Genomic DNA, 16960 nt, shown 5'->3' on the forward strand with positions numbered 1-16960 from the left:
AATTAAGATTAATTGAATTATTTAGTGGTTAAGAGAAATGTATTATTAAGGCTATTTAATTAATGTTCAAATTGATTTTTTATTTATATATTTAGATAGATTAGAATATTTGGTTATTTTTGTGATAACATTCGTAAACTATCTAAAGCTATGATTAAAAAAATACTTTTTCTAATAATTCTAATTTTTACTGGGTTTAGTTATGGTCAAGACATTGAGCTAATTACAACATCTTCTTCAAATTCATGGTCACCGGATTTAGTAACTAAAGGAGGAGCAGTATTAGATTGGGAAGCGAGTAATGCATTGATTGGTACATTAACTCAGAGTATTGATGATCCTACATTCGATTTTAGTGCGAATAACGGGTCTCCAATTGATATTACGATTTCAAGTGCTGACGGTTTAGGCAATTTAAGAAATCTTAATTTTGGTATAGATAAGGAAATATCATCCATTGATGTTACTAGCGCAACTGGACTTAGAAATCTTAATTTAAGATTTAATCAAATTTCTACTTTAGATTTAAGCCAAAATCCAGAACTGGCAATATTAAATGTCAGGCAAAACTTAAACCTCACAAGTTTAGATTTATCCAATAATCCTCTCTTAACAACTTTAAGAGCAGATTTTACAGGTTTGACAGATTTAGATCTTTCGAATAATCCCTTGTTAAATTTGGTGGTGGTGCGTTCTTCACAACTTTCTTCAGCAGCTTTAGATCAGATTTTAATTGATTTGGATAATAATGGCCTTTCGAATGGTCAACTCGAAATCAGAAGAAATGCTGGTGGCTTGACTCCAGCAAGTATAGGTGCTTACAATAATCTTATTGGGAAGGGATGGACGATTGATGTCGGGCTACCAAATTTGCAAACATTTGCTCTAACAACAGTATCAAATAGTACTTCATGGACTCCTCAGCAGGTCGTGAATTCAGGGAACATATTTAGTTGGGAAGCATCCAATCCACTGATAGGGACGATTACACAGAATGTGGACGTACCTACATTTAATTTTGGTGCGAACAATGGTAGTCCTATCAATATAACTGTAACAAGTAACGATGGTTTCAATGGTTTGACGGTTTTAAATTTTGGTTTGGACAAGAATATTACCTCTATTGATGTTAGTAATGCGAATGCAATATCTATCTTGAATGCTAGGTTTAATCAGATTGGGGCATTAGATGTAAGTCAAAATCCAATACTTACCTCATTGGTAATAAGAGGTAACCCTCTAACTAGTATTGATCTGTCAAATAATCCTCTTTTGGCAACTTTAAGGGCTGACGCCACGGGTTTAACTACACTAGATTTATCTAACAATCCTCTTCTAACATTTGTAAGTTTATTTGGATCAAACTTACCATCGGCTGTATTAGATCAGATCGTCATTGATTTAGACAATCATGGTTTATCGAACGGATTGTTGGAATTACGGAATAATGCAGGTAGCTTAACCGCAGCCAGTTTGGCTTCCTATAATAATTTAATTTCAAGGGGTTGGACAATCGATGTAGCAGCTCCAATAGTTCCGACTACAGAGGTAATAACTATTATCACAAATTCAACAAGTCCTACATGGACAACACAGGGTATTACAAATAGCGGAGAAGTTTTAACATGGGAAGCTACGAATCCGGTAATTGGAACAATTACTCAAGTAGGTAATGTTCCTTCGTTTGATTTTAGTGGAAATGATGGTTCTCCAATCACTGTGACGATTACAAGTACAGATGGTTTTGATGGATTGACTTTGCTTAATTTCGGTCAAACTACCAGAGAAATCACTTCTATAGATTTGACAAATGCGGAAGCATTGGTTTCGTTTAATTCAAGTTTTAATAATTTAACGACCTTGGATGTTAGTCAAAATAATTTATTGACATTATTGAATTTAAGTAGAAATCCAAATCTATCATCACTTGATATTACAAATAATACACAATTAGCTACATTGATAACAGATGGAAGCCAATTGACGGATTTAGATATATCAAATAACACCTTACTGACAAGAGTAAGTACTCATGCATCAGATTTACCATCTGCTGTATTAGATCAGATCGTCATTGATTTAGACAATCATGGTTTATCAAATGGATTGTTGGAATTAAGGAATAATGCAGGTAGTTTAACCGCAGCCAGTTTGGCTTCCTATAATAATTTAATTTCAAGGGGTTGGACAATAGATGTAGCGGCTCCAATAGTTCCGACTACAGAGGTAATAACTATTATCACAAATTCAACAAGTCCTACATGGACAACACAGGGTATTACAAATAGCGGAGAAGTTTTAACATGGGAAGCTACGAATCCGGTAATTGGAACAATTACGCAAGTAGGTAATGTTCCTTCGTTTGATTTTAGTGGAAATGATGGTTCTCCAATCACTGTGACGATTACAAGTACAGATGGTTTTGATGGATTGACTTTGCTTAATTTTGGTCAAACTACCAGAGAAATCACTTCTATAGATTTGACAAATGCGGAAGCATTGGTTTCGTTTAATTCAAGTTTTAATAATTTAACGACCTTGGATGTTAGTCAAAATAATTTATTGACATTATTGAATTTAAGTAGAAATCCAAATCTATCATCACTTGATATTACAAATAATACACAATTAGCTACATTGATAACAGATGGAAGCCAATTGACGGATTTAAATATATCAAATAACACCTTACTGACAAGAGTAAGTGCTCATGCATCAGACTTACCATCGGCTGTATTGGATCAGATCGTCATTGATTTAGACAATCATGGTTTATCGAACGGATTGTTGGAATTACGGAATAATGCAGGAGAGCTAACATCTGCCAGTTTTACAGCATACAATAATTTAATTGCGAAAGGTTGGGCTATTGATGTTGCAGCACCCGGTCAACCCGGCTCTCAAATTCAGGTTTCGGGGAATAACATTGTTATTATAAACTCTGGTTCTGCAGATTTAGCTTCAGGAACTAACTTTGGCGAAACATTGTTGGGAAGCCCAATTGTGAATACCTTTACTTTAACTAATATAGGAGATCAAGATTTAGTTCTTAGTGGGCCGCTATTTTCAACAAATCCGGCAGCGTTTCAGGTTTCCCAACAACCTGCAAATTTAAACATCCCTGTAGGAGGTACTGAAACTTTTCAAGTCACTTTCAATCCACTTAGCTTAGGGTCATTTACCGGTTCAGTTTTAATTTCAAGTAATGATCCTTCCGATCCATTTTTTGTTATGAATATTGCCGGTCAGGCGGTGCAAGTATTGAGCAATCAAATCATGATCAGTCAATATTACCAAGGATTTGGACCAAACGACAATTGGGTTGAAGTCATTAACATATCAGATGAGACGATTCCGGCTGGAGCGTTTTATTTGGCTCTATTTAATGATGCGGTTGCGCGAGTTGGTGTTATTGAAACATCAAATCCAACGGCAAGTGAATTAATTCCTGAATTAGCTCCAGGAGATGCTATTCTATTTAGAAATGGATCAGCAATTCTTCCTTCAGCAGGAAATTTGGGTTCTGCTCCTCAGATTTCTACGCCAGTTTGTACTTTTACAGGTAATGATGTTATTCTAATTTCTTCAAGTAACGGAACAAATTCCTATAATGATAGAGTTGAAATTATTGGAAATATTTCTAATAATTCTAACAATCCACCTGCATCATGGGGTGATAATAGATGTTTTATTAAAGGTGGTTGTTCTTCCGAAGAGGCTCATAGAACTTTTAGTATTTTAGATTGGAGTAATTTAATTTTGGAGGAAGTAGATAACGCATCACCGTTGACAAACCTGGCTTTAGGAACGCAAGTTGTCGGACCTACATCGACTATTGATGGTGTAAATTGGACTAATTTGGAGCCAGATCCATCAAGAACAGCCATTATTACTGGATCATTTGCAGCGGCAGGCGAAACCTTCTTTGCATGTAACTTAATCATTGAGGCCGGTGCGAATGTCGTTTACGACTCAAATGGATTGACTAATAATAGTATTGTTCTAGATGGGGATTTAATAGTAAACGGATCATTGGTTATAGGAGATACAGAATCATTGGTAACGAGATCTAGTAATGTGGAATTAGGTATTATCACAAAAATTGAAAATTCACAGCCTTTAAATTCGATATTTGAAGCTACTTATTGGTCTTCACCAGTGGCAGATCAACAATTGAATACTGTATTCGCAGGAGTAGATCCAAATCGAATATTTGATTACAGGCCTGATGACCCTAATCCAAAGTATGAGAATACAATTTATGATGACTATAAGTTTTGGTGGATCGCATCCGGAGCTATGGATGAGGCGAAAGGTTATTCTGTAGATGGAAGTTCGACAGGAGTGCAAACAATTAGTTTTACAGGAGTGCCTTTTAATGGTTCTATCTCACCTAATGTTTATTTTAGTGGCGTAGTAGATACGGGTACTGATAATAATAATTTTAACCTTTTAGGAAATCCATATCCAACTGCTATAGATATTGCCAAATTTATAGGTGATAACGGGGCAATTAATGAAATCGCGTTATGGGCAAAGGACAAATCTCCGGATGGTAATGAATTTGATCCTGCAGGTTATATATTTTATACTAGTGCAGGTCCTTCTGAGCCTACATTGACAAATAATATTGGCTCTGGACAAGGATTCATGGCAAGAACTGTTACACCAGGAGCTGTGACATTTAATAATGATATGAAGCTCATTAGTCAAAATGACCAATTTTATAAATCAGAAGTTAAGAAGGGTGCTGTTCAGAAAAGTGAAGCAAATAGAATTTGGCTCGAATTATCTGATGGCAAACTTAGGAGTAATATTCTTGTTGGATTTTTTGATGAGGCTACTGATGGGTTGGACTTTCGTTATGATGCCATGGGTGGTTTAGGTAAAAACGATCTTAGACTTTATTCTAACTTAGATAATGCTAAATTTGTAATTCAAGCCCTCGGCAGCTTTAATACAGACAAGGCAGTAAATTTGGGATTTGATCTTAAAGAATCAAAAAATTTAAGTTTAAAAATTTCTGGTTTTGAAGGTGTTTTTAGGGACACAGATGTTTATTTAGTTGACCATGTCTTAAATAAAACTCATAATTTGAAAGATGGTGTATATAAATTTAATCAAATCGAGGTAGGAGAATTCCCAAATCGCTTCACTTTACAGTTTTCTAAAAATGCATTGGCAGTTGATGAAATATTGAAAACCAGTAATTTTGTTTTGTCTAATTCAGGTACTGGGTTTAGAATTGATGCAAGCAAGGCGGTAAAAGAAGTAAAAGTATTTGATGTATTAGGTAGAAATATAGAAGTAAAACGTCCAAATTTACAAAGTTTCTATTTAGATGTCCCTCAGGCACAAACGGGAGCAGTTCTAATCTTTGAAGTTAAATTGGAAAATGGTTCCATACTCAATAAAAAAGCAATCAAATTATAGATTGGTTCATCTAAAATAATAATCCTAAAAAACCACGCTACATGCGTGGTTTTTTATTAATTTAGGAATACAATTTCTTAATTTTTATATTTTAAAGGTGTCACTAAAATATTACCTATAGTTCTCCTAATGAACACATTCGTATAGTAACAGTAGAAGATTGTGTTTTTCCTATGGCAGGATCTTCAAATTTATAAACATTATACTTGCCGAGACAGCCGTTACTGTTCTAATAAATCTTGTCTTAAGTTATTTTTTAGCTTTTGTAAAGACTCATTAGATAGTTATTCCCATCAATTTACGTCAACAAAAGGATACTATATTCATTCATGTTCATCGATTGATCCATTTTATGTGGGGCATTATATTAGAATGGGTTATGCGTTTAAGTCAAGTCCTTACTAAAAACATTGTGCTCAATAGGTCTTAAGTAAATTAGTACGTTATAAGAAAAACTCGCAGTAAAGAATGAGCGAGATAAGATTCGGTATAATCTGTTTGAAAAACAAATCGTAAGTTAGGGCAAATCAAAATGCCACTGAAATTTGTCTAAAAGATTAACAATCTGCTCCTTGTTTTCTTTTTTACAGGCAAGAAAATCAAAATTATTTTGGAAAATTAATATAACTAATCCTTTGTTGGAGATTGTTTTATTCATTCGCTCTAAATAAGAATTCGTATACTCTGAAGAATAATGATAGGGCAATTTAATCTTTTTTAAAGCTAATAAGTTTTTTATTTCCTTAGATGCAACTTTTGCTTCATCTGCATAGGCCATCAGTCCTTCATAAATCAATATTCTTGTCATTGCCCATTGAAAATAGGTGTATTCATCTTCGGTAATCGTCCATTGATATAGATAAGGATTTGGTTCAAAATTTGGATCCTCAAATTTAATTTTTACTCCCCAATTCTCAATTGTTTTGATAGAGTAATCTTTATAAACAAAGTCAAATTTTTCCGGGTCACTTAGAGCTAACCAAATTTTGTTAGACAATTCCTTTTTCTGTTTGTCATCTAAAACATTCTCACCAAGTAATTTTACCAATTCATTGACAACCTCTCTATCGATTCCTTTTTCATTCGTTTTAGGTAAGCTTTTTGTATAGTTTCTAATCTTGCTTTTAAACTTAATATTTCCGTAATCAATTTGTTGAGAGAACAAATTCGCGGAAAGCAGTAAAATGCCGATAAAAAGCGTAATCTTTTTCAAGGGTATATTTTTAGAAGTATTCTTATGCCATAACGATATTAAAGTGCGGATAGTATATAATAAAACAAAAATCCTCCATACAATAAGTGCAATAGAGGATTTCCTGATTTGAGGGGAGGAATTTATAATTATGGTTGAACCAACTCCCATTTGAACTTTTCAAATAAATCGGTTAGCTTTTCTTTATTTTCAATTTTACAGACAACAATCTGGTAATAACCTTTTGTAACCAGTGCAACAAGTCCTTTTTCGGCTAATTCTCCATTAATTGTTTCCAGATAAGAATACGCCCAATCGTCTTCTTTAGGTTCACTAAATTTGAAATCTTTGGTGATCAGTAATTCATTGAAGGAAGAGGCTACACTTTCTGCATCATCACCATACGACATCAATCTAAAATGATCTAAAATCTTATTAAAGGCCAATTGAAAATAAGGGTACTCGTTATCACTTATTGTCCAGTCCGTCAGATATGGATTTGGTTCAAGGATGATCTCGCCTTGAGAGTTTCTACTGCCCCAATTGTTATTGGATGTCACGGCAAAATCTTTATAGACATAATCAAAAAGTTTCGGATTTGTTAATGCCAAATAGGCCTTTTCGATGATCTCTTCTTTTTCAGCTTTAGTGTAGAAGGAATTACCCAAGGTTTCAACGATTTCTGCCAATAGGTATTTACTAATGCCTAATTCTTCAGTTCGAGGCATTACATCTTTATATTGGTAAACGTTACTTTTGAATTTAATTTCCGAATAATCCATTTGGGATATTGCAGAAATACTCATCAAAACAAACAAGGTGAAGAATAGTAATTTTCTTTTCATACATTATTTTTAGTTAAACTTCAGTTAAGTTTAATTCACTGTAAAACAGCAACTTATAATTAGCAATTTTTTAAAGTTGTACTAAAAATAATTGAATTTTGGGGGATTCAACTATATTTAATGGGTGAAAGATACGAAAAAAAAGTTATTAACAATATGTTGATTTTAAAAAAGTATTTCAAAAGGCGAAATGGTGAAACAGTGATTTGGCTATGCGGTTATGCTGTGATACGGATATGTTGTTAGGCAGATCTTGTCAGCTGTGGAGGGATTTAGTGAAAGAGTGATTTAGCAAAGGTGAGTAGATTAAAAAGTGATTCGGTTATGCGGTTATGCTGTGAACCGGTTGTGATGATAGTAAGATGTTGTCAGCTGTGATGGGATTTAGTGAAAGAGAGAAAAAGTGATTTAGCAAAAGGTGAATAGGTGATGCCGTTGAGATTGTTTATTTTTTGATTTGGAAATTCAAGAGCTATAATGTTTCTGCTCCTTTTTTAATAAATCGGTGTTCAGTACCACCCCTCAGTACTTCGCACCACCCCTCCTAAGAGGAGGAAAAGTTTTATTTCAAGTAATTTGAGCTTAGTAACCCCACTTCAGTTATGCCATTACTCACCATACAAAAGACAGGTATACTGCAAGCTTCTAACATGAAGTGATGTTCTTGTGTTAAAATAGTATTTTGGGCTGTAAGTTTTTCTTACTTCGTTTTAGTTACCAATCATCACAGGCATCACAAGCATGGTAATATTTTCGCCTTCTTCTAAGCCGTCAAGTGGAGTAAGTATTCCTGCCCTGTTGGGTAGAGACATTTCTAACATTACATCAGTCGCACTTAAATTGTTCAGCATTTCAAGTAAAAACCTTGAGTTAAAGCCAATTTGCATATCATCACCTTCATAGCTGCATTGTAAACGCTCGTCAGCTTTATTTGAAAAATCAATATCCTCCGCAGAAATTTTTAATTCGGTACCTGCCATTTTGAGCCTGATCTGATGCGTAGATTTGCTTGAGAATATAGAAACCCTTCTCACCGAATTTAAGAACATAGACCTATTAAGAACCAATCTATTTGGGTTTTCTTTTGGGATGACCGCTTCGTAATTAGGGTATTTTCCATCAATTAATCTACAAACCAATGAAATATTGTCAAAAGTAAATTTTGCATTACTCTCATTGAATTCAACTTTTACATCACTATTAGAACTGGAAAGAATATTTTTTAACAGGTTCAATGGTTTTTTTGGCATAATGAACTCAGATGTTTCATTGGCAAATACATCATTACGGATATATTTCACCAGCTTATGTGCATCTGTAGAGACAAAGATCAAGCCTTCCGGTGAAAACCTGAAAAACACACCACTCATCACGGGGCGTAAATCATCATTTCCTGAAGCAAATATTGTTTTTGAAATGGCCTCAGCTAAAACAGCACCATTTAAGATAATTGAACTCGCTCCATCCAATTCAATCGCTTTGGGAAATTCTTCTCCATCCGCATAAGCCAACGCATATTTACCGCTATCAGAACTTATTTCTATGATATTGTTATCCTCTACGGTAAAGGTCAGGGGTTGTTCGGGAAAAGTTTTTAGGGTATCGAGCAATAACTTAGCAGGGATTGCAATAGAACCGCTTTCATCTGCACCGACTTCTATAATTGCCGACATCGTCGTTTCTAGATCAGAAGCTGATATTTTCAGTTCATCATTCTCAAATTCAAATAGAAAATTATCCAAGATGGGCAGGGTATTATTGGAATTAATTACACCACCTAATATTTGCAATTGCTTCAGTAATTGAGAACTCGATACAATAAATTTCATTTAATTGGAATTAAGGGTTTAACTATACTGATTATAGCTTCCCAGATTAAGGATTACAAATATATTATTTTAATACTTATGGCAAAAATAAAAGTTCGGTTGACTAAAGTATTTGACCCGATGTTTTAGGGTTATTTTGTCTGTTAAGGTTTTCTTAATTTAGATTTGGTCCTCTTAATTTTTTTAGATTTGCCTTTTACACATAAATCTATGCAAAGAATCTATATTTTAGTCATACTCGCTCTTTTTTTTCCTATTACTTTTTTTGGACAAATGCCGAAAAAATTATCTTCAGATGAAATTTATAAAAAGATAGAAAAACTCAATTTTTTAGGATCTGTTTTATATGTAGCCGCCCATCCAGATGATGAAAACACAAGGATGATTTCTTATTTCTCTAATGAGCTCAATGCCAGATCGGCTTATTTATCATTAACGAGAGGTGATGGCGGGCAGAATTTAATTGGTCCTGAAATTAGAGAACAACTCGGACTTATTAGAACAAATGAATTACTTAAAGCACGCTCTGTAGATGGCGGTGAGCAGTTTTTTACACGAGCAAACGATTTTGGCTATTCTAAAAATCCAGATGAAACACAGCGCATTTGGAATCGTGAAGACGTATTGAGTGATGTGGTGCGCATCATGCGAGAATACCAACCCGATATTGTCATTAATCGTTTTGATGCTGGCTCTGCTGGGCGTACCCATGGTCATCACACAACTTCGGCGATATTGAGCTCAGAGGCTTTCGACCTTATAAATGAAAAGAACTATGTTGTTGGAAATTCAAAACCATGGAAAATTAAACGCATGTTTTTCAATACTTCCTGGTGGTTTTATGGCAGCAGAGAGAAATTTGCAGAAGCCGATAAGAGTAAAATGATGGAAGTGAATACAGGAACATTTTATCCTGAGTTGGGCTTGTCTAATAATGAAATTGCGGCAACGAGCAGAAGTATGCATAAATCTCAAGGATTTGGAAGTACTGGTTCTCGTGGTGATGAGTCAGAGTATTTACAATTGATCAATGGTGATATGCCTTCAGATCCTAAGAATATTTTTGAAGGAATTGATACTTCATGGAACCGTGTTGAAGGTGGAAAAGAAATTGGAGATATCTTAAACAGGGTGCAAAATAATTATGATTTTAAAAATCCATCGGCAAGTGTACCGGACCTGCTCAGGGCTCATAAATTAATTTCAACGCTAAAGAATGAACATTGGAAGGTCATCAAAAAGAAAGAAATTGAGGCGATTATTTATGCGTGTTTAGGATTGTATTTAGAGGCGTCATCTGAAACGGCAGAATCAACTCCAGGAGAAATAGTAAAATTGAATATAGAAGCTATCAATCGCAGTAGGATACCAGTGAAAATTGAAAATTACAGGGTATTTTGCGAAGGACTTCAAGAAACAAATGCATTGAATAAGACCTTAGACCAGAATGTTTCTAACAATTTCACTTCGGAAGTGAAAATTCCTTTAAATGCGCCATATTCTTCGCCTTATTGGTTAAACGAAAAGGGCTCTTTAGGGATGTATTATGTAGAGGATCCTGAGAATATCGGCAAACCTATGGGTGATCAAACGGTAAAAGTTGATTTTTTATTGACGATCCAAGGTAGTTCTATTCATTTTGAAAAGGATGTAATTTATAAATACAACGATCCTGTAAAAGGTGAGGTGTATGAACCCTTTGCAATTCTACCTGATTTTACCTCGACCATAGAAAGTAATGTGATTTTGTTCAATGACACGAGTCCAAAAGAAATTCCTGTCAATGTGATGGCTCATAAAGCGTCCATTAATGGCGAAATTAGTTTACAGGTACCAGAACATTGGAAAGTTGAACCATCTTCAATTCCAATTCGCTTAAATGAAAAGGGAGAAGTAAAAAAAGTGAGTTTTTTTGTTTCACCACCGGCAGGTCAATCAGAAGGTGTGTTACAAAGTGTGATTAAAAGTGGAGGAAAGGAGTTCAACCAGTCTTTGACAGAGATCAATTACGATCATATTCCAAAACAGCGTATTTTATTTCCTGCCAATGCCCAAGTTGTTCGATTAAATTTATCGATGGCACCAAAGAATGTGGCTTATATCAAAGGAGCAGGGGATGATGTGCCAGAGAGTTTACGTCAAATTGGCTATCGGGTGACAGAATTAAATCCTGAAGAGATAGGTGACGATCTAGATCGTTTTGATGCAATTATTATGGGTATTCGGGCTTATAATATCCATGATGAACTTATTAATAAACAAAAGGCTTTATTGAAATTTGTTGAGAATGGCGGTAATTTAATTGTTCAATACAATACTTCCAGAGGATTAAAAATAAATGGTAGTCTAGCACCTTATGACCTTCAATTGTCCAACGACCGTGTGACAGATGAAACCTCGGAGGTGCGTTTTATCAATCCAAAGCAATCGATTTTAAATTATCCCAACCAAATTACCCAAAAAGATTTCGAAGGTTGGGTACAGGAAAGAGGGTTATATTTCCCTGATCAATGGTCGAACGAATTTACTCCTGTTTTTTCTATGAATGACCCCGGAGAATCGGCCAAAGAAGGCTCTTTACTAATTGCCAAATATGGTAAAGGAAATTATATTTATACTGGTTTGTCTTTTTTTAGGGAATTACCTGCCGGCGTACCCGGTGCATATAAATTATTTGTAAACATGATTTCTCTTGGTGACGAGCAAAAAACAACAGCGGTAAAACAATAAATAATGGAAGATCAGGAAAAAAAAGGATTTGTCTGGAAAAAAAGTTATACGGCTATCCTCGTTGTTAATTTGCTGTATATATTGATCTTTTATTTCTTAATGCAAAATTATAATTGATATGGCCATTATAGATTGGATTGTTTTATTGGCCACATTGTTATTTATCGTTTTATACGGTTCTTATAAAACCAAAGGAAGTAAAAATATTCACGATTTCATCAAGGGAAGTCAGGAAGCCAAATGGTACACTGTAGGTTTGTCCGTCATGGCCACCCAAGCAAGTGCGATTACTTTTTTATCTACTCCGGGTCAAGCATTTCACAGTGGGATGGGCTTTGTTCAATTTTATTTTGGATTACCTATAGCAATTGTGATCATTTGTATGGTTTTTATACCGATTTATCATCGACTCAATGTATATACAGCTTACGAATATCTAGAAAGCCGTTTTGATCTGAAAACAAGAACGCTTACGGCTTGTCTGTTTTTAATTCAGAGGGGTTTGGCCGCTGGTATTACCATTTTCGCTCCGGCTATTATTTTGTCTGCAGTTTTGGGTTGGAATTTGTTTATTCTCAATATTGTCATCGGTGTTTTGGTTATTGTTTATACGGTTTTCGGTGGCACAAAAGCTGTTAACGTCACCCAAAAACAGCAAATGGCGATTATTTTCCTGGGTATGTTTGCCGCATTTTTTGTGATCATTTATTCATTACCTGAAGATATCAGCTTCAACAATGCATTGAAAATTGCCGGTGCAAGTGGAAAGATGGAAATTTTAGATTTTTCTTTTGATCTTAATAATAGGTACACCGTTTGGACAGGTTTTTTAGGGGGTACATTTTTAATGTTATCTTACTTCGGAACTGATCAGTCGCAAGTGCAACGTTATTTATCCGGTAAATCTGTCCGACAAAGTCAGATGGGCTTAATGTTTAATGCTGTCTTAAAAGTGCCTATGCAATTCTTTATCCTATTGGTTGGCGTATCTGTATTTGTATTTTATCAGTTTAATCCTTCTCCTTTAAATTTTAACCCGGCTGCGACAATTGCCGTCCAAAATTCAGAACAGGCAGCAGCCTATAATTCCTTAGAACAGGAGCACACTAGAATTTTAGAAGAAAAGAAAGTACTTCAATTAAAATTTGCGAATCCAGAAGTTGATGCGCAGACACGTAAACAAATTACTGTTTTAAATGAGCAGGAAATTGAAAATCGAGAAAAGGCAAAGGAATTGATTATTTTGGCTGATGATAAAGTAGAGACCAACGATAAAGATTATGTTTTTATTCATTTTATACTACACAATTTACCCAGAGGATTGATCGGATTACTGTTAGCCGTGATACTGTCAGCAGCTATGTCATCTACTGCTTCTGAAATCAATGCCTTAGCTTCTACCACTGTTGTTGATATCTATAAAAGAAGTGTAAGAGAAGAAGAGAATGACCAACACTATGTGTCGGCTACTAAATGGTTTACCGTGATGTGGGGTGTTTTGGCAATTATCTTTGCCAGTGTGGCAAGTCTTTTTGATAATCTTATTCAGTTGGTGAATATTATCGGCTCTATATTTTATGGCAATATACTAGGAATCTTTTTACTTGCCTTTTTTATAAAATATGTAAAAGCTAATGCTGTTTTTGTTGCGGCAATCATCACTCAAGTCATCATTATTGCTATTTTTAAAATGGATTTGCTTCCTTTTCTTTGGTTGAACTTATTGGGATGTGTGCTCGTAATTATCTTGGCCATGTTGATACAGCAATTCAATAGTAGAAAAATCAGGGCATAAAAAAACCCCGATTAAATCGAGGTTTTCATATCTTAAACTGATGTATTATTTGATTGGAATAGATAATCTAGCTTTTTCCCAAGCAAAATCAATTCCATTACTTCCCACAGAAAACTTTAATTGCTCTTGATTGTCTGAAACCATTTTGGGTGACAGATTTACTCTAAGTGCATCATCGCTTTCGGCATAACCATTTGAGCCCCAAGCATCATTTTTCTTGCTAAAAATAGCTGTCCAGTCTCCAGATTGATTTGGAATCATGAAAAAGCCATATTTTCCTGCAGCTAATTGTTTCCCTGCTATCGTTACATTTTTATCAAATGTGATGGTGGTGTTCTCATTGGCACCCGCTCTCCATACTTTGCCATAAGGAACCAATTCACCCCAAATCTCACGATCTCTGACGCTGGGAGCACCGTAATCTACAGCCACATTGATACCGTTAACCGTTCCCGAGGCTTGCTCTCTTGGGCTTTTTTGTGCACAGGCCATGGTTACACTTGCAACCATCACCAATAAAATCATTATTTTTTTCATCTTATTAAATTTTTATTTGCTCCATTCTGCAATGGAATCTTGATTCATTTTTACATAGTCTTGATTTCCTGCTTTTTGAGCAGAAGCTAAAGAGTTTTTGGCAGCGATAATCGCACCATTTTTATCACCCATAGCTGCATAAATCAACGATTGTTCTCTCATGTACCAGAAGGCCTCTGGTCTCATAGCAACCGCTTTGTCTATCCAAGTTTTTGCCTGATCAAGGCTTTTACCTGATTTTCTGTAATAACTTGCCGCATTAAAATAGTCGTTGGCATCTGGTCCGGCCATTACCTTTTGAATACTAGCAGAAGTCAATTCATCTGTTGGAACCTCAATTTTTACAGCAACCGCCGTTTTGTCCCATAAAATATTTAAATGACCATAAGTAAAGTCACCCAAATCACTAAAATCGATCGTAAAAGTTTCAACTTTATTCGCTAAAGTACTTGGCTTGGCCGAAGTTTTTAAGGCCACTTTACTATCATCCCATTTTTGCGGTGTACCCCAGTTTGTTGCATCGTTGTAAAAAATAACATCCCAAGAATTTGCATTGGGAACAGTAAATAATGCATAAGTACCTTTGGCTAATTTTTTTCCGTCGATGGTGACATCTGTGCCAAAGGTAATTTTGGTATTGGCATTAGCTCCTGTACGCCAGGTTTGACCAAAGGGAACCAACTCACCAAAAGCACTTCTTCCTCTTAAAGAAGGACGAGAATACTCTAAGGTAATATCGGTTAATCCCACTACTTGCTCAACTTTTGCTGTTGGACTAGGTTGTGGAGCTGTGATTTGTGCCTGCGAAACGAATGCAAAACACATCATTAAAATAGTTAAAAGCTTTGTTTTCATTGAATTATGTTTTAATTAATAGAGTTTCTAATTTAGTGACAATTGTCACATCAATTCGGAAAGAACAATTTTTTAACAAAAAATTAAGAAGTATATCTTTTCTTTCGAATATAATTGAAGATTATTCCAAAAAGCATTAAAAGAATAAGTGGTAGAAGCACATTAAGAATTTGCCAAAACCCTTTTTCTCGGTAGGCCTTTTCCTTATCCAAAAATTTGATCTGCACCTGTTTTGCGCGCAATTCTAAAATGGATTGATCTTCTAACAAAAAGAGTACGGTATTTAAAAGAAATTGTTGATTTCCCAATGGCTTTTTTGTCCATTTATCTTGATCTAAAGGCAGAGGTTCACCTCTGAGTACATCATTTGCAATTAAATCTCCATCAGAAACAACGACCATTTGATTGTAAACCGATTCATCCGTGGCAGATTGAATAGAAAAAGGTTTAATTCTATTTTTATAAGCAGATTGGAATTCGCCTTCGAGCAAAACACCATAAATCAGGTTTTTTTGGTTAAAACTTTCTTGCGTTGGGTTTTCTGCAATCTCGTTAAGTGAAACATCCGCTGGAGTTCCGATGATTTTTGCATATGGAGAACTATGTAATAAAATCGTTTTCTCTATGCTATTTTTCAGGGTATCTATGGTGCTTGGAAATCTCAAAAAAACAGGGTCCAGATTCGTATTGATAGGGTGGTTGTTTTTACTAAAGATCAGCGGAAAATACAACCATGGAAAATCTTCATATTGGGTCTGATTGCCTGAATTACCAGCCGCCAGACGTATGGTACTCGCGTACATGTCTTTTGTTAAATTGTAATTAACTCTTACGCCGTAAGCAAATAACAAATCGGTCAATCCTAGGTCACGGTTCATAACCAATGAGTTGCCCGTATCCATTAAACTGTCAAGCTCTGCGGTGGTTTGGTCGATGAACCAAACCGTTTTACCTCCGTTCAGAATGAATTGGTCTAAAGTGAACTTTTGATTTTCGGTGAATAATTTTGTTGGTTTCGCGATCAGAGCAAGGTCGTATTTTTGTAATTCTTTTAATGTGTTCTGTGGATTTGTTTCAGAAGAATCTAGTGTAAACTCTGCCAAATGCACATATTCACCTAGTTTCTTTAGCGCACTGTACAAATATAGATCGCTTAACTCACCGTTTCCGCGCAATACTGCAACCGACTTCTGTTTTTCTTGAACTAATTTATTGATTCCGTCTGTAAAGGCAAATTCTAAGTTTTGAATGCTGTTCTGTAATTGTTCTTCTTGTGAGGTTGCAGGTGCTTCACTCAAAAGAGATACATTTTGCTTTTTTCCTTTGTACTCTAGTACAGCATAAGGAAATATGATGGCTTGAGATACTTGTCCGTTTTCTTGAACTGATAATTTTGAAGGTTGTAAACCGCTCTCGATCAGTTCGTTTGTTTTGGTAAGCGGATTGATAAATTGAAAGACAATGTCTTTGTTTAAAGATCTCAATTCTTCTAAATGTTGTCGAGTTTCTGTTTGAATTCTTTTGAATTCAGCGGGAAAATCACCTTCCAAATACACTTTTACAAAAAGAGGACCTTCGATCTCATCTACAATATCCTTTGTTGTTTCAGATAAAGTATAGCGCTGGTCTGTCGTTAAATCAAAACGATGGTAAAAGGAATTACTAATGCCTAGAATAACTGCAATCACTGCGATTACCCAAATCATTTGTATACTTTCCTTTTTTCTTATTTGCTCCATCATCT

Annotated in this window: 9 protein-coding genes; 3 read left to right on the top strand and 6 right to left on the bottom strand. The window is 35.1% G+C overall.

Annotated elements, in window-relative coordinates; genetic code table 11:
- Positions 1–150: 150 nt before the first annotated feature.
- Positions 151–5433: a choice-of-anchor D domain-containing protein gene (locus tag ACFQ39_RS14625; protein ID WP_377180312.1), complete on the top strand. Its 5283-nt coding sequence runs from the start codon at positions 151–153 to the stop codon at positions 5431–5433.
- A 517-nt stretch (positions 5434–5950) separates the two neighbouring features.
- On the opposite strand, the gene ACFQ39_RS14630 is transcribed toward ACFQ39_RS14625, so the two are convergent.
- From ACFQ39_RS14630 to dnaN, 3 genes are all read right to left on the bottom strand, one after another.
- Positions 5951–6646 carry a hypothetical protein gene (locus tag ACFQ39_RS14630; protein ID WP_377180314.1) on the bottom strand — a complete coding sequence of 232 codons (696 nt, stop codon included), beginning with the start codon at positions 6644–6646 and terminating at the stop codon, positions 5951–5953.
- A 128-nt stretch (positions 6647–6774) separates the two neighbouring features.
- Positions 6775–7470 (bottom strand): hypothetical protein, encoded by a 696-nt coding sequence (locus tag ACFQ39_RS14635; RefSeq protein ID WP_377180316.1) that lies wholly within the window; start codon positions 7468–7470, stop codon positions 6775–6777.
- A 710-nt stretch (positions 7471–8180) separates the two neighbouring features.
- The gene (gene dnaN, locus ACFQ39_RS14640) at positions 8181–9299 is read right to left on the bottom strand and encodes a DNA polymerase III subunit beta (protein WP_377180318.1); all 1119 of its coding nucleotides are present in this window, start codon (positions 9297–9299) and stop codon (positions 8181–8183) included.
- Between the two features lie 210 nt (positions 9300–9509).
- Here dnaN and ACFQ39_RS14645 point away from each other — a divergent pair, with 210 nt between their 5' ends.
- Together ACFQ39_RS14645 and ACFQ39_RS14650 are read left to right on the top strand one after the other, a co-directional pair.
- Complete coding sequence (locus ACFQ39_RS14645) at positions 9510–12029, top strand: PIG-L family deacetylase (RefSeq protein WP_377180320.1); 2520 nt, start codon at positions 9510–9512, stop codon at positions 12027–12029.
- A 118-nt stretch (positions 12030–12147) separates the two neighbouring features.
- Positions 12148–13824 (top strand): sodium:solute symporter, encoded by a 1677-nt coding sequence (locus ACFQ39_RS14650; RefSeq protein WP_377180322.1) that lies wholly within the window; start codon positions 12148–12150, stop codon positions 13822–13824.
- A gap of 45 nt (positions 13825–13869) precedes the next feature.
- Here ACFQ39_RS14650 and ACFQ39_RS14655 read toward each other — a convergent pair whose 3' ends face one another.
- The 3 genes from ACFQ39_RS14655 to gldG all read right to left on the bottom strand — a co-directional run bounded on the left by ACFQ39_RS14655 (position 13870) and on the right by gldG (position 16955).
- Entirely contained in the window at positions 13870–14361 is a 492-nt protein-coding gene (locus ACFQ39_RS14655) for a DUF2911 domain-containing protein (protein ID WP_377180324.1), read from the bottom strand.
- 12 nt (positions 14362–14373) lie between these two features.
- Positions 14374–15216 (bottom strand): DUF2911 domain-containing protein, encoded by an 843-nt coding sequence (locus ACFQ39_RS14660; RefSeq protein WP_377180326.1) that lies wholly within the window; start codon positions 15214–15216, stop codon positions 14374–14376.
- A gap of 83 nt (positions 15217–15299) precedes the next feature.
- Positions 15300–16955, bottom strand: a complete 1656-nt coding sequence (gldG, locus tag ACFQ39_RS14665; protein ID WP_377180328.1) for a gliding motility-associated ABC transporter substrate-binding protein GldG — start codon at positions 16953–16955, stop codon at positions 15300–15302.
- Between the last annotated feature and the right edge of the window lie 5 nt (positions 16956–16960).

Origin of the sequence: Namhaeicola litoreus, assembly GCF_042679565.1 — a bacterium.
GTDB lineage: Bacteria > Bacteroidota > Bacteroidia > Flavobacteriales > Flavobacteriaceae > Namhaeicola > Namhaeicola litoreus.

What these genes read in the sequence shown, in the direction of transcription:
- ACFQ39_RS14625 (WP_377180312.1), top strand. Translation starts at nt 151, where the DNA reads ATGATTAAAAAAATACTTTTTCTAATAATTCTAATTTTTACTGGGTTT.
- dnaN (WP_377180318.1), bottom strand. Translation starts at nt 9,299, where the DNA reads ATGAAATTTATTGTATCGAGTTCTCAATTACTGAAGCAATTGCAAATA.
- gldG (WP_377180328.1), bottom strand. Translation starts at nt 16,955, where the DNA reads ATGGAGCAAATAAGAAAAAAGGAAAGTATACAAATGATTTGGGTAATC.
- ACFQ39_RS14635 (WP_377180316.1), bottom strand. Translation starts at nt 7,470, where the DNA reads ATGAAAAGAAAATTACTATTCTTCACCTTGTTTGTTTTGATGAGTATT.
- ACFQ39_RS14660 (WP_377180326.1), bottom strand. Translation starts at nt 15,216, where the DNA reads ATGAAAACAAAGCTTTTAACTATTTTAATGATGTGTTTTGCATTCGTT.
- ACFQ39_RS14645 (WP_377180320.1), top strand. Translation starts at nt 9,510, where the DNA reads ATGCAAAGAATCTATATTTTAGTCATACTCGCTCTTTTTTTTCCTATT.
- ACFQ39_RS14655 (WP_377180324.1), bottom strand. Translation starts at nt 14,361, where the DNA reads ATGAAAAAAATAATGATTTTATTGGTGATGGTTGCAAGTGTAACCATG.
- ACFQ39_RS14650 (WP_377180322.1), top strand. Translation starts at nt 12,148, where the DNA reads ATGGCCATTATAGATTGGATTGTTTTATTGGCCACATTGTTATTTATC.